This window comes from Sphingobium sp. 3R8 (genome assembly GCF_020166615.1).
In the GTDB taxonomy this organism is placed as follows: Bacteria; Pseudomonadota; Alphaproteobacteria; order Sphingomonadales; family Sphingomonadaceae; genus Sphingobium; species Sphingobium bisphenolicum.
Genome location: NZ_JAIQXR010000017.1, coordinates 36551 through 53016 on the forward strand (window position 1 = coordinate 36551; position 16466 = coordinate 53016).

Sequence of the window (16466 nt, forward strand, 5' to 3'; positions counted from 1 at the left end):
GCATTAGCATGACCAGGGTCACCTTCATCAGCGCCGACGGCGAGAGACGACAGGAGGTTGACGCGCCCGCGGGATCGGTGCTGCTCGATATCGCCCAGGCCGCCGGCCAGCCGCTGGAGGGCACATGCGAAGGGCAGATGGCCTGTTCCACCTGCCATGTCGTCGTCGATGCCGAAGATTTTGCGCGCCTGCCGCGCGCCAGCGAGGATGAAGAGGATATGCTCGACCTTGCCGCCGCCGCCACCCGGACCAGCCGCCTGTCCTGCCAGATCATCCTGGACGACAAGATGGACCGGCTGACCGTCCGTATTCCCGGTGAATTCAACAATATGCAGGGCATGTGACCGTGAAGATTCTGACCGCTCTGGCGACGCTGGCCCTGCTGGCGGCGCCGTCGATCGCCGCCGACAGGAAGAAGGCGCCGGCCAGGCCGCCCGAACCCACCGGCCGGCTCGATTCGCTGCTGCCGGCTGCGCCGCGCTATCTGGTGCCGCAATCGGCGCTCGCCTCGGTGCGCAACCCGGCGGAGATCGAGAAGGAGACCGGCGGCCGCCTCGGTGTCGCGCTGGTTGATCGGAGTGGCGCGCTGCTGCTGGGCTTCAACCGCGACGAGCGGTTCGCCATGTGCTCGACCTTCAAGGCGCCGTTGGCCGCCGCCATGCTGATCGGCGCGGAAGGCGGCAAGTTCGGGCTGGAGGGAGAGATACCCTTTAGCGGCGACGATATCCTCGATTACGCCCCGGTGGTGAAGAAGAACAAGAAGCGCGGCCGCATGAGCATGGGTGAACTGGCCCAGGCCGCGGTCGAGGTGAGCGACAACAGCGCCGCCAACCTGCTGCTGCCGATGCTGGGCGGGCCGGAGGGGCTGACCGCCTTCATGCGCGCCCATGGCGACGCCGTGACCCGGCTCGACCGCACCGAACCGACACTCAATGAAAATACGGAGGGTGATCCGCGCGACACCACCACGCCGGCCGCCATGGCCGGGCTGATGGGTCGGCTCTTCTTCCGCGACATGCAGCCGACGAGCGTCGACAAGCTGCGCACCTGGTTCAACGCCAGCAGCACCGGCGACAAGCGGATCAAGGCGGGCCTGCCCGCGGGATGGACATCGGGCAGCAAGACCGGGACATGCGGCACCGCTTATAATGACGTGGCGCTGGTGAAGGCGCCCAATGGCGACGAATATGTCCTGGCCATCTATCTCGACCGGCCAACGGTGGACGCGAAGAAGGCCGAGGCCGCGATCGCCGAAACCGCGCGCGCCGCGCTCGATTTCGTGGGCAAGGCGCAGAAGAGCGGGCTGGAGTAGCCAAAAATCATCCGTTCGCTTCGAGCGAAGTCGAGAAGCGCGCAGGAAAGATTTCTCGACTTCGCTCGAAACGAACGGAGACGGGATTGTGCCCTTGCCATCCCGGTCCCCTTTCGCCATATGCCGCGCCGGGAGTCGGGCGGACGTGATCGTCGCGAACCTGGTCAGGTCCTGACGGAAGCAGCCACAGTGATTTCGTCACGGGTCGTTCCGGCTCCCACCCTCCACCTTCATCCAGCTTCGACAATAGCCACCCGAACGGCTAGACGATGACTATGTCCGATTCCCCGCAGCCCTATCGCGTCCTGGCGCGCAAATATCGACCGCGCAGTTTCCGTGAACTGATCGGGCAGGATGCGATGGTCCAGACGCTGGGCAATGCGATCAGGCGCGGCCGGCTGGCCCACGCCTTCCTGATGACCGGCGTGCGCGGGGTAGGGAAGACCTCCACCGCGCGGCTGATCGCCAAGGCGCTCAACTGTATCGGCCCGGACGGGCAGGGCGGGCCGACCATCGACCCGTGCGGCGTCTGCGAACCCTGCGCCGCCATTGCCGAGGGTCGGCATATCGACGTGGTCGAAATGGACGCCGCCAGCCACACCGGCGTGGACGATGTGCGCGAGATTATCGAGGCGGTGCGCTATGCCGCCGTGTCGGCGCGCTATAAGATCTACATCATCGACGAAGTCCATATGCTCTCCAAAAACGCCTTCAACGCGCTGTTGAAGACGCTGGAGGAGCCGCCCGCCCATGTGAAATTCCTGTTTGCCACGACCGAGGTGAACAAGGTGCCGGTGACGGTGCTGTCGCGCTGCCAGCGCTTCGACCTGCGCCGCATCCCTGCGGAACTGCTCGCCGCCCATTTCACCCATGTGGTGGAAGCCGAAAGCGTTGCGGCGGAACCCGATGCGCTGGCGCTGATCGCGCAGGCGGCCGAAGGGTCGGCGCGCGACGGCCTGTCGATCCTCGACCAGGCGATCGCCCATGCGGAAATGGGGCCGGATGGCGCAGACGGCGACGCGCCGATCGTCACCGCCGCCCAGGTGCGCGACATGCTGGGCCTGTCCGATCGTGGATCGGTGCGCCGCTTGCTGGGGCTGCTGCTGGAAGGCGATACGGGCGCGTTGCTGGGCGCGGTGCGCGACCAATATGCGCTGGGCGTCGAGCCGCTTGCGCTGATGCGCGGCCTGATGGAACTGGTCCATGCCGTGACCCTTGCGAAGGCCGGTCGCGACATCGCCAGCCCCGGCCAGTCGGCCGAAGAGCGGGAAGCACTGGCCGACTGGGCCGCGCAACTGGGCTTCGCGCCGCTCCATCGCCTGTGGCAATTGCTGCTCAAGGGGCATGACGAGGTGGCCAGCGCCGTCCTGCCGATCGAAAGCTGCGAAATGGCGCTGCTGCGCGTCATGCACGCCGCGACCATGCCCGATCCGGGCGAACTGGCGCGGATGCTGCGGGAGGGGGCGCCCGCCATGGTTGCGCCTGCTTCCGGTGGAACGCCTGCCGCGCCGTCCTCCGCGCCCGCCGCGCGGCTGCCCGCTACGATGCAGGAAATCGTCGCGCTGATCGACCGGCAAAAGCCGTTGCTGGCCAATCACCTCAATGATTGCGCCGCGCTCGTCTCGCTCAGCCCGCCCGATATCGCCATTCGCCTGACCCATGCGTGGACGCATGGCGACTTCAAGCGCGACCTGGAGCAGGCGCTGAACGCCGCGACATCCGGAACGCGATGGGTCGTGACGCTGGCGGAGAGCGGCGGCGAGCAGACGCTGCTGGAGCAGGAGCAGGCGGTGAAGGCCGCTGCGCGCGCCGATATATTGGAAACCCCGGTGGTCAAGGCGGCGATCGCCGCCTTCCCCGAAGCGGAGTTGGTCGAAACCGACCGGCCCGAACAATGGAGTGCAGGACAATGAAGGACTTGAACGAAATACTGGGCATGGCGAGCCGTGTTCAGGAAGAATTGCAGCGTGCGCAGGACAATCTCGACAAGCTGGAGGTCGAGGGCGCGGCCGGCGGCGGGCTGGTCAAGGTGCGGGCCTCGGCCAAGGGGCGCATCCTGGGCGTATCGATCGACGACACGCTGCTCGCGCCGTCGGAAAAGCCGATATTGGAAGACCTTATCACCGCTGCGTTCAACGATGCGCGCAAGAAGGCGGACGAGATCAGCAATGCCGAAATGGGCAAGATGACCGCGGGCCTGCCGCTGCCCCCCGGCTTCAAACTGCCCTTTTGATGACGGCTTGGCTGGGCGGCGATGGATCGATCACCTGACGTTCATCGTTTCGTCATTATGACAGCTCGCAATTGATTGCTGCGACGGGCATCCCCATAAAGGCGATGAACCGTAGGAGAGGGCCGCTTCTTTCGGCCCCGGAGACTGAATGACTGTGCAATATCCCCTTCTGCCGCTGCGCGACATCGTCGTCTTCCCGCAGATGATCGTCCCGCTGTTCGTCGGTCGCGACAAGAGCGTCGCTGCGCTCGAAGCGGCGATGGAAGGCTCGAAGGAAATCTTCCTCGTGTCCCAGCTCGACCCGGCGGAGGATGATCCGGGCCGGGATTCGCTCTACGACACCGGCGTCGTCGCGATTGTGCTGCAACTGCTCAAGCTGCCCGACGGCACCGTCCGCGTGCTGGTGGAGGGCAAGCATCGCGCCCAGCTCGAAACGATGGAGGCGCGCGACACCTATCTCGTCGCCAATGTCGATGACGTGGAAGAGATTGTGGCGGAAGGCCCCGAAGCCTCCGCGCTGATGCGCTCGGTCGCCGAGCAGTTTGAAAATTACGCCAAGCTCAACAAGAAGCTGCCGGCCGAAACCCCGGTCCAGTTGCGCGAGATCGAGGATGCCGGTCGTCTGGCCGACGCCGTGTCGGCTAACATCAACGTCAAGGTGTCCGACAAGCAGTCGCTGCTGGTCGAGGCCGATCCGGTCAAGCGCCTCGAAATGGTCTTCGCCTTCATGGAAGGCGAATTGGGCGTGTTGCAGGTCGAAAAGAAGATCCGCGGTCGCGTGAAGCGCCAGATGGAAAAGACCCAGCGCGAATATTATCTCAACGAGCAGCTCAAGGCGATCCAGCGCGAACTGGGCAATGGCGAGGGTGAGGAAGGCGATGAACTCGCCGAACTGACCGAGAAGATCGCCAAGACCAAGCTGTCCAAGGAAGCACGGTCGAAGGCCACGGCGGAACTGAAGAAGCTCAAGGGCATGCAGCCCATGTCGGCCGAAGCGACCGTCGTGCGCAATTATCTCGACGTGCTGCTCGGCCTGCCCTGGGGCAAGAAGGGCAAGGTCAAGAATGACCTCAAGAAAGCGCAGGATATCCTCGATGAGGATCATTTCGCGCTGGAGAAGGTCAAGGACCGGATCATCGAATATCTGGCCGTGCAGGCGCGCACCAACAAGCTGAAAGGGCCGATCCTGTGCCTCGTCGGCCCGCCGGGCGTCGGCAAGACCTCGCTTGGCCGCAGCATCGCGAAAGCCACGGGCCGAGAGTTCGTGCGCCAGTCGCTGGGCGGCGTGCGCGACGAGGCTGAAATTCGCGGCCACCGCCGCACCTATATCGGCTCGCTGCCGGGCAAGATCGTCACCAACCTCAAAAAGGCGGGGACGATGAACCCGCTCTTCCTGCTGGATGAGATCGACAAGCTGGGTCAGGATTTCCGGGGCGATCCGGCGTCGGCGCTGCTGGAGGTGCTGGACCCGGAACAGAATAGCAAGTTCCAGGATCATTATCTGGAGATCGACGTCGATCTTTCGGACATCATGTTCGTGACGACCGCCAACTCGCTGAATTTGCCGCAGCCTCTGCTCGACCGCATGGAGATCATCCGGCTGGAAGGCTATACCGAGGACGAGAAAGTCGAGATCGCCCAGCGCCATCTGGTCGCCAAGCAGATCGACGCCCATGGCCTCAAGGGCGACGAGTTCGTGGTGACGGAGGATGCCGTCCGCGACCTCATCCGCTATTATACCCGCGAGGCCGGCGTCCGCACGCTGGAGCGCGAGATTGCGCGCCTCGCCCGCAAGGCGCTGCGCAAGATCCTGGAAGGCGCCTATGACAAGGTCGTCATCACGCCCGACAATCTGGCCGATTATGCCGGTGTGCGGAAATTCCGCCACGGCGTGGGCGAGGAAGAGGATCAGATCGGCGCGGTGACGGGCCTGGCCTGGACCGAGGTTGGCGGCGAGCTGCTGACGATCGAGGCGGTGACCGTACCCGGCAAGGGCATGATCAAGACCACCGGCAAGCTCGGCGAGGTCATGAACGAATCGATCCAGGCGGCTTTTTCCTATGTCCGGGCGCGCTCGCCCGGCTATGGCATCAAGCCCAGCGTCTTCAACCGCAAGGACATCCATATCCATCTGCCCGAAGGCGCAGTGCCCAAAGATGGTCCGTCTGCGGGCATCGGCATGGTGACCTGCATCGTGTCCACGCTGACCGGCATCCCCGTCCACAAGGACGTGGCGATGACCGGCGAGGTCACGTTGCGCGGGCGGGTGCTGCCGATCGGCGGCCTCAAGGAGAAGCTGCTGGCCGCGCTGCGCGGCGGCATCAAGACGGTGCTGATCCCGCAGGAAAACGAGAAAGACCTGGCGGAAATTCCGGCCAACATTCGCGACGGTCTGGAAATCGTGCCGGTCAGCCATGTGGACGAGGTGCTGGCGCGTGCGCTGGCGTCGGTTCCCGAAGCGATCGCCTGGACCGAAGAGGACGACCTCGCCGCCCAGCCGAGCAATGCGCCCGGCCGCGACAGCGATCCCGCGCTTCGGCATTAAGCCAAACCGAAACCGGCGGTTTGCCGTCGGTTTCGGCATATTTCGCGCAGGCGGGCGCAAATTTCGATCGCAGCGAAGGACTTTGTCGCTTTCCCTTTGACAGGCGCAGAAATCCGCGCCTTATTGCGCCGCCTACGCCGCGATTCCTAAATCAACCAACAGCACAAGGGGGTTCCCAAGGCATGAACAAGCAGGATTTGATCAGCGCAGTCGCTGAAAGCAGCGGCCTCAGCAAGAATGACGCGACGAAGGCTGTAGAAGGCGTGTTCGACGCCATCACCGGCGCTCTGAAGAAGGGCGACGAAGTGCGCCTCGTCGGCTTCGGCACCTTCTCGGTTTCGCAGCGCAAGGCTTCGACCGGCCGTAACCCGCGCACCGGCGAAACCATGACCATCAAGGCTTCGGCGCAGCCGAAGTTCAAGGCCGGCAAGGGCCTGAAGGATTCGGTCAACTGACGGATGGGGCGCCTGCCATTGGCGGGCGCCCACCGTTTGACGACCTACCGGCATCGCGGCCGGAAAGTTTTTCAGGAGAGTGATGCGGCGACAGGAAGTTGATCTTCCGCGACGCAGATGCCGAAAGGCGAAGGGGATGAAGAGGCGCCATGCCTTTTCGTCCCCTTCTTTTTGCCCGATCGGCCTCGACCCGCCCGCCTGCCGGCGATAGGAAGGCGGCATGACGGGACGCGCGGGCAGGCACATCTGGATCATTTGCGGGTTCGCGACGCTCTCCGCTTGCGCCGGCGGCGACTATCGTCCGGTGCGCGATACGCCGGTCCGGATCGGCCCGCCCTACAAGGTGCGCGGCGCAACCTATGTCCCGGCGGCGGACCCCGGCTATGACATGCTGGGCTATGCGAGCTGGTATGGTTCGGAATCGGGCAATCGCACCGCCAATGGCGAACGCTTTCGCGCCAAATGGATCACCGCCGCGCACACCAGCCTGCCGCTGCCCAGCTATGTCGAGGTGACCGCGCTCGATACCGGCCGGACCATCCTGGTCCGCGTCAACGATCGCGGCCCCTTCGCCGGGCGCGGGCGGGTGATCGACCTGTCGCGCGGCGCGGCCGAGCAACTGGGCATCCGCGCCCAGGGGCATGCCGCGGTGCGCGTGCGGTTCGTCGATCCGCCGGAAAAGGACAGGGAACGACTGCGCAAGGGGAAGCCCGCGTCGGATCGCCCAAAGGTGCCGGAACGGACGCTCGTCAATCTCCGGGCGCAATTGCAGGCGGCTGTGCCGTCACCATGATTGTGGCGCCATGACCGTGGCGCAGGAGAAGGCGGTGCGCCGCATCGCCTCCAACCATCCGGTCGCCGACGCTATTCTGCGGCGCTGGTCGCAACTGGGCCTGCCCGACGCCTGGCTGTCGGGCAGCCTTCTGGCGCAGGCATGGTGGAACGCCTGTTTCCATCTGCCGCCGCTGCATGGCATCGCCGACGCGGACATCATCTATCATGACGCCGCCGACCTGTCGGAAGCGGGCGAGGCCGCGGCCGCGGCGCATGTGGCGCAATTGTTCGCCGATCTGCCGGTCCGTTTCGACGTCAAGAATCAGGCGCGCGTCCACCTCTGGTATCCCGACCGCTTCGGCATCGCGATTCCACCCTACCGTTCGGCGTTGCAGGCGACCACGACCTATCCGACCACCGTGTCCGCGGTGGCCATCAGCGACGTCGCCCTCTCCGCGCCTTTCGGCCTGGACGATTTTCTGGCGCCCGTCGTGCGGGCCAATGCGACGCTGATCGAGGTCGGTATATGAAGCCAAGACGCAGCGCTGGGCCGCTTGCTGGCCCGATCTGGCGATCCTGCCATGGAGCGCGGCAGTCCGTCATTCGCACCTGCAATGACGGCATAATCGCGATCATCCTGCATCGGGTGCATTTGTCTGCTTGACGGCCGGTAATGGGCCGCATATGTGGCCAACTCTCGCGGGCCGGAAGGCCCTGTGGCGATCGTAGCTCAGTTGGTTAGAGCGCCGGTTTGTGGTACCGGAGGTCGCGGGTTCGGATCCCGTCGATCGCCCCATTTTCTGATTTTCCCCCTGATCCGAGGGGATCGTCTCGCGCCGGGACGGTCATGCCTTTCCTATCATCGGATACGCAAAAGCGGTTCCCACTTGTCCGCGCGATGCTCTATAGCGCCCCCATGACCGATGCGCGCGACAAGGGGCTGACCCTTAATCCCAAATATGACGATCATGGCCTGATCACCGCTGTCGTGACCGACGCGGCCGACGGTGAAGTGCTGATGGTCGCGCATATGAATGCGCAGGCGCTGGCGCTGACGGTCGAAACCGGCCTCGCCCATTTCTGGTCGCGCAGCCGCCAGGCGCTGTGGAAGAAGGGCGAGACGTCCGGCCATATGCTGGAGGTGCGCGACATCCGCATCGATTGCGATCAGGACGCGGTCTGGGTGAAAGCGGTCCCGGCCGGCCCGACCTGCCACACCGGCGCGCGGTCCTGCTTTTTCCGCCGGGTCGGGCCGGATGGCCTGACGCCCGTCGATCTTGCGGCTGATCCGTCCATCGATGCCGCGGGCTAGCCTCGCGCTTCTTCTCCTGCTGGCGGCGTGCCAGCGCGCGCCGACGGCCGCCGACGCCGCCGCATCGGATGCTGGTGGTGCGCCGGCGTCCGGGCTGGAACGGGCCGCTATCGAAAGCGGGGCGATCACCGATACGGGCAAGACGTCGCCCGTCGGCCTCTACCAGCGCAGCCATGAAGCCGGGCGCGATCTGCTCTGCGTCATGCCGGCCAAGGATGCGGCCTTCCGCTTCGGCTTGCAGGCCAATTTCGGCGAGGACCAGAGCTGTCGCGGGCAGGGTATGGCACGCCGCGCGGGCGACAAGCTGATCCTCAGCTTCAAGGGCGGCGACCGCTGCATCGTGGTCGCCCAATATGATGGCGACCAGGTGGCGCTACCGGGCGTGGTCGACATGGCCTGTGCGGACCTGTGCGAGGGACGCGGCACGCTGGAGGGAGTCAGCTTCCCCCGCATCGCCAACGACGCCGCCAGCGCGCTGCGCGCCCGCGACAGCGACGGCAAGGCGCTCTGCGAGGGCTAGCGGCCTTGGAGCGATTTCTAATCCGATGGAATCATCTGATGACTCGGACATCGCGTAAATCCAATAATCTGGAGCGGCTGGTCCGATGCAATCGGACCGCGAACCGCTCTAGTGGCCGATATAACGCCCCGGCCGGTGATTGACGATCAGCACCGCATTGATGGCGGCGGCGGACAGGATCGACAGGCCGAACCGCTCGACGCTCAGGATCGGCAAGGACGCCAGCAGGATCGCGATGTCGCACAGCATCTGGGTACGCCCCGCATTCCAGCCGCGCGACCGTTGCAGGATCAGCGCGACGACCCCGACGCCGCCCACGCCCGCGCCATGGCGGGCGATCGCCAATATGCCGAAGCCGATGATCGACCCGCCGAACAGGGCGGCGAAGAAGGGGCTGATTCGCGCGATGTGCAGCGCCGCCGGCATGGCCAGCCCCACGCCCATGATCGCGACATTGGCGAATAGCGTCTTCAACCCGAACGCCACCCCCATCGCCCGGCCCGCGAAGAGAAAGAAGGGAATGTTGATGAGCAGGAACAGGAGCGCGGGCGACCAGTGGAGCAGATAGGATAGCAGCAGCGCGATCCCCGCCATCCCGCCGGTCACCAGATTGGCGGCCTTCAGCATCATCAGCCCCAGCGCGATGAAGGCGCAGCCGATGGCGATGGCATAGCCGTCCTCGGCCAGGCTGTGGGGGCGGGGAGAAGGGGCGGTGATGGTCATGTGGGCAAGGTTCCTGGGATCATGCCCGGCCATCCTCTTGCCCATTTTTCGGCGTCATATGTGCTTATGCGCTGCTGATAGCGGGACGGCGCGTCCCGTTCAACCGCCGGTATCGACCTGTGCCGGCCCGAAGGCGTCGATCGCCTGGAACAATCGGATCAGCGCCTCGCGCTCCTCCGCACCGATCTCCGGCCGCCACATCTCGAACAGCAGCACGACGCGCGTCTCCGCGCTGCGGTTCCACGCCTCATGCTCGACGCTGTCGTCGAAGATCAGCATTTCGCCCCGGCGCCAGTTGCGCGTCTCCGCGCCGACGCGCAGCGCGCAATCGGGTGGCGTCAGCAGCGGCAGGTGGCAGATCAGCCGGGTGTTGAGCAGGCCATGATGCGGCTGGATATGGGTGCCGGGCTTGAGCAGCGACCATAATGCCATCGGCGATCGGCCTGCGATCACCGGCATGGGCGCCAGCGCCAGTGCCTCCATCACCGCGGGGCAGCGCTGCGCATTTTCCGCGACCGGTGCGCCGCCCTGCCAGAAATAGAGCGCGCCCCAACTGGGATCGTCGCGCAGCGGATTGTTGGGCGCAGGGCGATCGGCGGCGGTCTGGACATAGGGGGCGAAATCCGCCTCCTGCGCGCGCACGGCGTGCAGCTCCGCGACGATCGCATCGGTCATCGCCTCCATCGGCGCGACCCAGTCGAACTCGTCCCGTTCGTAGAAGGCGCGCTGGGGCAGGCCGGGGAAATAGAACATGCTGGGCTGTTGCAGAAACAGGTCGCGCTTGCCCAGCAGCAGGTCGGTGGCGTGGGCGATCCGGGGCAGCGGCGGCAGGTCGGCAATCGCGGCGGTCAGATGATCCTCGAACCGCTGGCTCGACCGGGCGACGCTGGCCTGCGCCTGTTGCAACAGCGGCTGGAGCTGCGGCGGCGCGCCGGTCGCGGCCGCCTGCGCCAGCGCCGCGCGGAACCAGCTTATCGATCCGCGCTCGTCGTCGCGCCGCAGCGCATTCTGCCCCATGGCGAGCAGCGCCGGCAGGTTGCGCATGTCGCTGTCCAGGATGCGCCGCAGCGCCGCCGCTTCGCCATCCAGGTCGCCGCTGCGGTTGCAGGCCTGCGCCAGCAGCATCGCGGGCGGATCGCCCATCTCGCGCAGCGTCGCCAATGCACCATCGGCATCGCCGCGGCGCAGGGCGGCCACCGCCGCCTCCTGCAGTCTCGTCTCTCTCGCCGGATCATTCATGCCACTGCCATATCCGGCGGCGATGCGGCGCGAAAGCGGCTTATTCGGCGGCGGCGGGGATCAGGCCCGGTCCGCGCCGTTCCAGCACGATCGCCAGCAGGAAGACGGCGAGGCCGCCCAGCGCCAGCGCGGCGCCGATCCAGCCCGTCGAAACAAGACCATAGCCTGCCGCGATCGACAGACCGCCCAGCCAGGGACCGATCGCATTGGCGACGTTGAAGGCGCTGTGGTGCAGCGCGGCGGCCAGTGTCTGCGCGTCGCCCGACACGTCCATCAGCCGCGCCTGCAACGGCGTGCCCAGCCCCCCGCCAATGCCGATCAGGAAGACGATCAGGCTGAGCGTCCAGATATTGCCGGCCATCAGCGGGAACAGCGCCAGCGACGCGGCGCTCCATAGCAGCACTCCGATGACGGTGCGGTTGCGCGCCTTGTCCGCCAGCCAGGCCACCGCCAGATTGCCCAGCGTCATGCCGATACCGAAGATCGCCAGGATGAACGGAACATAGGTTTCCGACACATGGGTGACTTCCATCATGGTCGAGGCGACATAGGTATAGACGGCGAACAGGCCGCCGAAACCGATCGCGCCGGTCAGCAGGGTCAGCCATACCTGCCCCTTGCCCAGCGCCGTCAACTCGCGCATTGGGCTGGCCTTTGCGTCGCCCGCGTCGCGCGGGGCGTAGAGCGCCACCAGCGTCATCGTCGCCACGGCCAGCGCCGCCACGACGAAGAAGCCGGAGCGCCAGCCCAGCGCCTGCCCCATCCAGTTGGCGACCGGCACGCCGATCACCGTGGCCACGGTCAGGCCCGACATGACCTTGGCGATCGCCAGCGTGCGCTGTTCGATCGGCACCAGATTGGCGGCCACCAGCGCCGCGACGCCGAAATAGGCGCCATGCGGCACGCCGCTCAGGAACCGGAACAGCAGCATCCAATGATAGCTGGGCGACAGGGCGGACAAGCCGTTGGCGAGCGCGAACATCGCCATCAGGCCGATCAGCAGCGTGCGCCGCGGCAGGCGCGCGCCCAGGGCGGCGATCACCGGCGCGCCCGCCACCACGCCCAGGGCATAGGCGCTGATCGCATGGCCGGCGGTCGGCAGGTCGATGCCCAGATCCCGCGCGAAGAAAGGCAGCAGGCTCATGGCCGCAAATTCGGTGGTCCCGATCGCGAACGCGCCGACCGCCAAGGCGAACAGGACGAGCGCGGGGGGCGCCTTATGGGGAAGCGCGGTCTGGAAAGGGGCGCCCATGGCAAGCTCCATGCTGCAATGCAAAATTATACGGAAGTCGCGCAGATGGGCTTGATGACAGCGCTGGTCAACCCTGCATTCGTATGAGTTTTCTGCACCTGCGTCATCACGCGGTGCAATCGTTGCCGAGCGCGCGCAAGGCGCTCGCGCGCGGCGTCGGATCGTCTATAGGCTTGGCGCATGGACAGAAACGGCGGACAGGATACGGGCAGGGTGGCGCTGATGGGGGCGGGGGCGGTGCTGGCGTCGCTCATCTCGGTCAATTTCGGCGCGGCCTTCGCCAAGACGGTATTTCCGCTCCTCGGTGCGGCGGGCGTCTCGGCGCTGCGCATCAGCCTGGCGGCAGCCCTGCTATGGCTGATCCGACGTCCATGGCGACAGCGCGTGCCCGCGGGCGCGGGCTGGTGGCTGGCCGGCTATGGCGCGACGCTGGGACTGATGAACCTGTGCATCTATCTGGCGTTCGAACGCATACCGCTGGGCGTGGCCATCGCGATCGAGGTGGCGGGGCCGCTGGCGGTCGTGCTGTTCGGGTCGCGGCGGCCGCGCGATTTCTGCTGGCTGGCGGCGGCGGTGGCCGGCCTGCTGCTGTTGCTGCCGCTGCACAGCGACGCCCCGCTCGATCCGGTCGGCGTCGCCTTCGCCTGCGCGGCCGGCCTGTGCTGGGCACTCTATATCGTGGCGGGCAAGCGGGTGTCGGGCGCGGTCGGCGGGGATGCCGTCGCCTGGGGGATGCTGGCCGCGGCGATCCTGGTCCTGCCGCTGGGCGTCGCCCATGCAGGCGCGGCGCTGCTATCGCCCGGCATCCTGCTCGTCGGGCTGGTCATCGCTATCCTGTCGAGCGCCTTGCCCTATTCGCTGGAGATGGAAGCGATGCGGCGCCTGCCCGCCCATGTCTTCGGCCTGCTGGTCAGCGCGTCGCCGGCCGTCGGCGCACTGGCCGGTTTTATCGTGCTGGGCGAGCGGCTGACGCCGCTTCAGTGGATTGCGATCGCGTGCATCATGGCCGCGTCGGCCGGCAGCGCGCTGACCGCGGGCCACAAGCCCGCAATCGAGGATGCGCCGCAATAAGCGGACGGCCTACCCGCTTACCTGGGCCTGGCTGACGTCCAGCATCTTGCCGTCGGTAATCACCACCATGTCGCCAACCTTTGTGACGCCAAAGAGCTTCTTGGCGAATGCGACAGGCACGCCGATGCAGCCATGGGTGCCGCGCCCCCATTGCACGTCGCTGCCGTGGATGAAGACGCCGTCGCTGGTCAGCCGCTGCGCGAAGGGCATGGGCGCATTGTCATAGGTGCGCGAAAAATAGTCGGCCTGTTTCGCCATGATCGGGAAAGCGCCCTTGGGGCTGGGTTTGTCGGTCGCGCCATATAGGATCACTGCCGCGCCGATCTCATAGCCTGCGCGGAACACCGACAGGGTCTGGGCGCGCAGGTCGACGGTGATGATGACCGGGCCGGTCGCCGGCGAGCCCTGTTCGTCCCAGGCATAGTCGCCATGGCGGAACGGCCCGTCGATCTTGAGCACGCGCTTGACCCGCAACGCGCCCGGATCGACCGCCATGCCCTGGTCGCTGCGCCGCTCGATCGGCTTGGCGGGGGCGGGGGCAGGGACGGAGGGAGGGGAGGGTGTAGCGGCGGGCGCGGCCGCCGTTTCGGACGACGCATGGCCTTCCAGCGCCGGCCGATCGATCGATGCGAACACAACCAGGCCGGTCAACGCCACTATCCCGCCGATCGCCAGCTTCGGCCCGACCTGTTTCAGGAAACCCGCCATCTCTATCCTCATGCCTCCATGCCCGGCCAGCATAGGCGCCAAAGGTTAATCCTAGCCTTCCCGCGCCACTTCCGCCGCTGCGATCGCGGTCAGATTGAGGATGCCGCGCGACGTGACGCCGGGCGTCAGCACATGGATCGGCTTGCTCAGGCCCATCAGCATCGGCCCGACCGTGGGCGAACTGGATGACGCCGACAGTGCGGTCAGCGTGATGTTCGCCGCGTCGAGGTTCGGCATGACCAGCAGGTTGGCCGGCCCCTCGAACCGCGAATCCGGGATCAGCCGTTCGCGCAGCGCCTGGCTGAGCGCCGCATCGGCATGCATTTCGCCGTCCACCGCCAGTTCGGGCGCAGCGTCGCGCACGATCTTGAACGCTTTGCGCATCTTGCGCGCGCTGTCGGTGTGCGACGCCCCGAAATTGGAGTGGGACAGCAAGGCCGCGCGCGGCGTCAGCCCGAAATGCTGGATCTCGGTCGCCGCCAGCAGCGTCATTTCGGCGATCTGCTCGGGCGTCGGGTCCGGCACCATATGGGTGTCGGTGATGAACAGCGCGCCTGCGTCCAGGATCAGGCCCGACAGCGCATAGACGCGGCTGTGGCCCGGCGTGCGATCGATGATGCGCAGCACATGCTCGACCTGGCCCCAATATTCGGACCGTCCGCCGACCAGCGCGGCGTCGACCCGTCCGGTCCGCAGCAGCATCGCGGCGGTGATGGTCGGGCGGCGATAGACATGGCGCAATATCTCGTCCGCAGGCACGCCCCGGCGCGACGCGACCGTGCGATAGGCTTCGACCAGTTCGCCCATCACCAGATGGTCGGTCTCCGGATCGATCACCTCGACATCGCGGTCCAGGTCGAAGCTCAGCCCCAGTTCGGGCAGCTTCTGCGCCAGGATACGGCGACGCGCGACGATGGTCGGGCGGACGATGCCTTCGTCCAGCGCATCACGGATGGCGCGCAGCACGCGATCGTCCTCGCCCTCGCCATAGGCGATGCGGCATTCGGTGCCGCGCGCGGCTTCGAACACCGGCAGCATCAACTGGCCCGACCGCGCGCTCTGGCGCGACAGGCTGCGCCGATAGTCTTCCAGGTCCAGCGTCTTCTTCGCGACGCCAGTGTCCATCGCCGCCCGCGCGACTGCGACAGCGATCTCGCCGATCAGGCGCGGATCGAAAGGCGTGGGAATGATATAGTCCGGCCCGAACACCAGCCTGCGCCCGCCATAGGCCTGCGCGACGCTGTCATGCGCGGGCATCCGGGCGAGCGCCGCAATGGCGTCGGCGGCCGCGACCTTCATCGCCTCGTTGATCTGCGTCGCACCGCAATCCAGCGCGCCCCGGAAGATATAGGGGAAGCACAGGACATTGTTGACCTGATTGGGATAGTCTGACCGGCCCGTCGCGATGATCGCGTCCGGCCGCACTTCGCGCGCGGCCTCCGGGCGGATTTCCGGCTCCGGATTGGCGAGCGCGAAGATCAGCGGATTGGGGGCCATCAGCGGCAGCCATTCGGGCTTCAGCACGCCGGGCGCCGACAGGCCCAGGAACAGGTTGGCGCCCGGCAGCACATCGGGCAGGGTGCGCGCATTGGTGGTGCGGGCATAGCGCGCCATATTGGGCAACATGCCTTCACGCCCCGCATGGATGACGCCATCCTTGTCGGTCATGGTGACGTTTTCGATCGGCAGGCCCATCGACACCAGCAGGTCGACGCAGGCCAGCGCCGCTGCACCCGCGCCCGACGTCACCAGCTTCGCGTCGGCCAGCGTCTTGCCCTGCAGCACCAGCGCGTTGCGCACGGCGGCCGCGACGACGATGGCGGTGCCATGCTGGTCGTCATGAAAGACCGGAATGTTCATCCGTTCCTTCAGGCGACGCTCGATCTCGAAGCACTCAGGCGCCTTGATGTCTTCCAGATTGATGCCGCCGAAAGTCGGCTCCATCAGTGCCACCGCTTCGACGAACTTGTCCGCGTCGGTCGTGTCGATTTCGATGTCGAACACGTCGATATCGGCGAATTTCTTGAAGAGGACGGCCTTGCCCTCCATCACCGGCTTCGACGCCAGCGCGCCGATCGCGCCCAGCCCCAGAACCGCCGTGCCGTTGGAGATGACGGCGACCAGATTGCCGCGCGCGGTATAGTCCATCGCCTTGTCGGGATCGGCCGCGATCTCCACGCAGGGCGCGGCGACGCCGGGCGAATAGGCCAGCGCCAGGTCGCGCTGGTTCACCATGCGCTTGGTCGGCTCTATGCGGAGCTTACCGGGCTGGGGATAGCGATGATAGTCGAGGGCGGCGCGGCGGGTGTTATCGTCCATGCG

At 66.3% G+C, this 16466-nt stretch carries 16 protein-coding genes, 1 tRNA gene and 1 other RNA gene; 13 read left to right on the forward strand and 5 right to left on the reverse strand.

The genetic code is table 11. The features are described from left to right. The first annotated feature begins 8 nt into the window (after positions 1–8). From K9B33_RS16015 to K9B33_RS16070, 12 genes are all read left to right on the forward strand, one after another. Positions 9–344 (forward strand): 2Fe-2S iron-sulfur cluster-binding protein, encoded by a 336-nt coding sequence (locus K9B33_RS16015; RefSeq protein WP_224550085.1) that lies wholly within the window; start codon positions 9–11, stop codon positions 342–344. Between the two features lie 2 nt (positions 345–346). After that, the gene (gene blaSGM, locus K9B33_RS16020; RefSeq protein ID WP_224550153.1) at positions 347–1312 is read left to right on the forward strand and encodes an SGM family class A beta-lactamase; all 966 of its coding nucleotides are present in this window, start codon (positions 347–349) and stop codon (positions 1310–1312) included. A gap of 127 nt (positions 1313–1439) precedes the next feature. Next, positions 1440–1537: signal recognition particle sRNA small type (gene ffs, locus K9B33_RS16025), an RNA gene on the forward strand. Positions 1538–1587: 50 nt separating this feature from the next. Further along, the gene (locus tag K9B33_RS16030; RefSeq protein ID WP_224550086.1) at positions 1588–3225 is read left to right on the forward strand and encodes a DNA polymerase III subunit gamma/tau; all 1638 of its coding nucleotides are present in this window, start codon (positions 1588–1590) and stop codon (positions 3223–3225) included. Then, positions 3222–3545 (forward strand): YbaB/EbfC family nucleoid-associated protein, encoded by a 324-nt coding sequence (locus K9B33_RS16035; RefSeq protein ID WP_224550087.1) that lies wholly within the window; start codon positions 3222–3224, stop codon positions 3543–3545. Before K9B33_RS16030 ends, K9B33_RS16035 begins: the two co-directional genes overlap by 4 nt. Positions 3546–3693: 148 nt before the next feature. After that, a complete protein-coding gene (gene lon / locus K9B33_RS16040; protein WP_224550088.1) occupies positions 3694–6090 on the forward strand; it encodes an endopeptidase La in 2397 nt (798 codons plus the stop codon). A gap of 182 nt (positions 6091–6272) precedes the next feature. Continuing rightward, positions 6273–6545 (forward strand): HU family DNA-binding protein, encoded by a 273-nt coding sequence (locus K9B33_RS16045; protein ID WP_024019962.1) that lies wholly within the window; start codon positions 6273–6275, stop codon positions 6543–6545. A 220-nt stretch (positions 6546–6765) separates the two neighbouring features. After that, positions 6766–7338 carry a septal ring lytic transglycosylase RlpA family protein gene (locus K9B33_RS16050; protein ID WP_224550089.1) on the forward strand — a complete coding sequence of 191 codons (573 nt, stop codon included), beginning with the start codon at positions 6766–6768 and terminating at the stop codon, positions 7336–7338. Positions 7339–7348: 10 nt separating this feature from the next. Next, positions 7349–7849 (forward strand): nucleotidyltransferase family protein, encoded by a 501-nt coding sequence (locus tag K9B33_RS16055; RefSeq protein ID WP_224550090.1) that lies wholly within the window; start codon positions 7349–7351, stop codon positions 7847–7849. 189 nt (positions 7850–8038) lie between these two features. Next, positions 8039–8115: transfer RNA gene (locus K9B33_RS16060), tRNA-His, on the forward strand. Positions 8116–8235: 120 nt separating this feature from the next. Further along, positions 8236–8631, forward strand: coding sequence for a phosphoribosyl-AMP cyclohydrolase (gene hisI, locus K9B33_RS16065; RefSeq protein WP_224550091.1), 396 nt, complete (start codon positions 8236–8238; stop codon positions 8629–8631). Beyond that, entirely contained in the window at positions 8618–9151 is a 534-nt protein-coding gene (locus tag K9B33_RS16070; protein WP_224550092.1) for a hypothetical protein, read from the forward strand. Before hisI ends, K9B33_RS16070 begins: the two co-directional genes overlap by 14 nt. A gap of 108 nt (positions 9152–9259) precedes the next feature. Here K9B33_RS16070 and K9B33_RS16075 read toward each other — a convergent pair whose 3' ends face one another. The 3 genes from K9B33_RS16075 to K9B33_RS16085 all read right to left on the reverse strand — a co-directional run bounded on the left by K9B33_RS16075 (position 9260) and on the right by K9B33_RS16085 (position 12377). Further along, on the reverse strand, positions 9260–9874 hold the full coding sequence (locus tag K9B33_RS16075) for a YitT family protein (protein WP_066602978.1): 615 nt from the start codon (positions 9872–9874) through the stop codon (positions 9260–9262). Positions 9875–9973: 99 nt separating this feature from the next. Then, the gene (locus K9B33_RS16080; protein WP_263499612.1) at positions 9974–11113 is read right to left on the reverse strand and encodes an aspartyl/asparaginyl beta-hydroxylase domain-containing protein; all 1140 of its coding nucleotides are present in this window, start codon (positions 11111–11113) and stop codon (positions 9974–9976) included. A gap of 40 nt (positions 11114–11153) precedes the next feature. Continuing rightward, positions 11154–12377, reverse strand: a complete 1224-nt coding sequence (locus K9B33_RS16085; RefSeq protein ID WP_411974029.1) for an MFS transporter — start codon at positions 12375–12377, stop codon at positions 11154–11156. A 168-nt stretch (positions 12378–12545) separates the two neighbouring features. Here K9B33_RS16085 and K9B33_RS16090 point away from each other — a divergent pair, with 168 nt between their 5' ends. Next, the gene (locus tag K9B33_RS16090) at positions 12546–13436 is read left to right on the forward strand and encodes an EamA family transporter (RefSeq protein ID WP_224550095.1); all 891 of its coding nucleotides are present in this window, start codon (positions 12546–12548) and stop codon (positions 13434–13436) included. 9 nt (positions 13437–13445) lie between these two features. Here the strand turns inward: K9B33_RS16090 and K9B33_RS16095 are convergent, their stop codons facing one another. Both K9B33_RS16095 and K9B33_RS16100 read right to left on the reverse strand, forming a co-directional pair. Then, complete coding sequence (locus K9B33_RS16095; RefSeq protein ID WP_411974030.1) at positions 13446–14156, reverse strand: L,D-transpeptidase family protein; 711 nt, start codon at positions 14154–14156, stop codon at positions 13446–13448. Between the two features lie 39 nt (positions 14157–14195). After that, positions 14196–16463, reverse strand: coding sequence for an NADP-dependent malic enzyme (locus K9B33_RS16100; RefSeq protein ID WP_224550096.1), 2268 nt, complete (start codon positions 16461–16463; stop codon positions 14196–14198). Positions 16464–16466 lie beyond the last annotated feature (3 nt).